Source organism: Haloferax sp. Atlit-6N (assembly GCF_003383195.1).
Classification (GTDB): Archaea; Halobacteriota; Halobacteria; order Halobacteriales; family Haloferacaceae; genus Haloferax; species Haloferax gibbonsii.
The window spans coordinates 1-1,065 of sequence record NZ_QEQJ01000017.1; the positions used below are offsets into that span (position 1 = coordinate 1).

1 pseudogene is annotated in these 1,065 nt (G+C 64.7%); it reads left to right on the forward strand.

The window, feature by feature from the left end:
• A pseudogene (locus DEQ92_RS23525) lies at positions 1 to 1,031 on the forward strand (hypothetical protein); the annotation flags it as partial.
• Positions 1,032 to 1,065 lie beyond the last annotated feature (34 nt).

Below are 1,065 nucleotides of genomic sequence, written 5' to 3' on the forward strand. Positions count from 1 at the left end.
CGGGCGGCGTCGCGGACGATCTGCCGGGAACGGGCGGCTCGTCGGACTCAGACAACGACGACGATGATGGCGACGAATATCGAAACGACCCGCGCAGAAACCCGGACAACCGCGACGGAGACGGAGTCCCAGCCGACGAGGAGAACGATTCTGGCGGCGAACTCCCCGGGAACAGCGGGTCGGTCACGCCGACGCCGGATCCTAGCGGGGGAGACAGTTCTGACAGCAGCGATAGTAGTTCGGGAGACGACGATCTTCCCGACGACTCAGTCACTCGTGATCGCGGCTCGGCTGGCGCCTCGCCGTCCGGCGGTGGCCCGACAGCCGGCCTCGGAAGTGATTCAGACAGCGACTCTGCATCGTCGATCGAGGATGATCCACGCCAAGAGATCGAGAACTGGGCCGGGAGCGACCAGGACGGCGACGGCGAGATCTCGTGGGACGAAGCCGGCGTCGAGGGCGGCGGGCGCGTGCCTGGTAGTGGTGTCGAAGACTTTGCTGGCGCGGATGCGGACCGCTCCGAACAGGGCATAGAACGCATCAGTGAAACTGATGACACGCGCCGTGCTCGGCTCGCTGAGCAAGCTGAACAGTTCGAGCAAGAGGTTCTGCGGTCGCTCCCCTCCGGATTCGACGAGGGCGATGTCCGCATCACCGAGGAGCAACAGAATGGCCAGACCGGTCTGGCCGCGGAATTCACGCAGTCCGGGGAATACGAGCGTGCAGAACAGTTCGAGCAGAATATCATCGAACAGTCCTCGATCGAGGACGAGTCGGACGTCCGTGTCGTCGAGCGCGACGGCAGGTTCGCCGCGAGATTCACGAACGAGGGGCAAGAGCAGATCATCGCCGAGAGCCTTGGCGTCGACCGAACCGATATCGCTGTGCAGGACGGGCAAGTCGTCGGGACGTCCGAAGAGGGCCGGAACGCACTCGCGATGGCGCAACCCCGCGATCGACAGAACCCGACCCGCGCTGACGACGAGCATTCCGATCGCGGTGGGATCAGTCCGTTTGGCACGCCGAACTAGTCCATCTCTGAGGACCGTGACGCGGGCGCAGGCG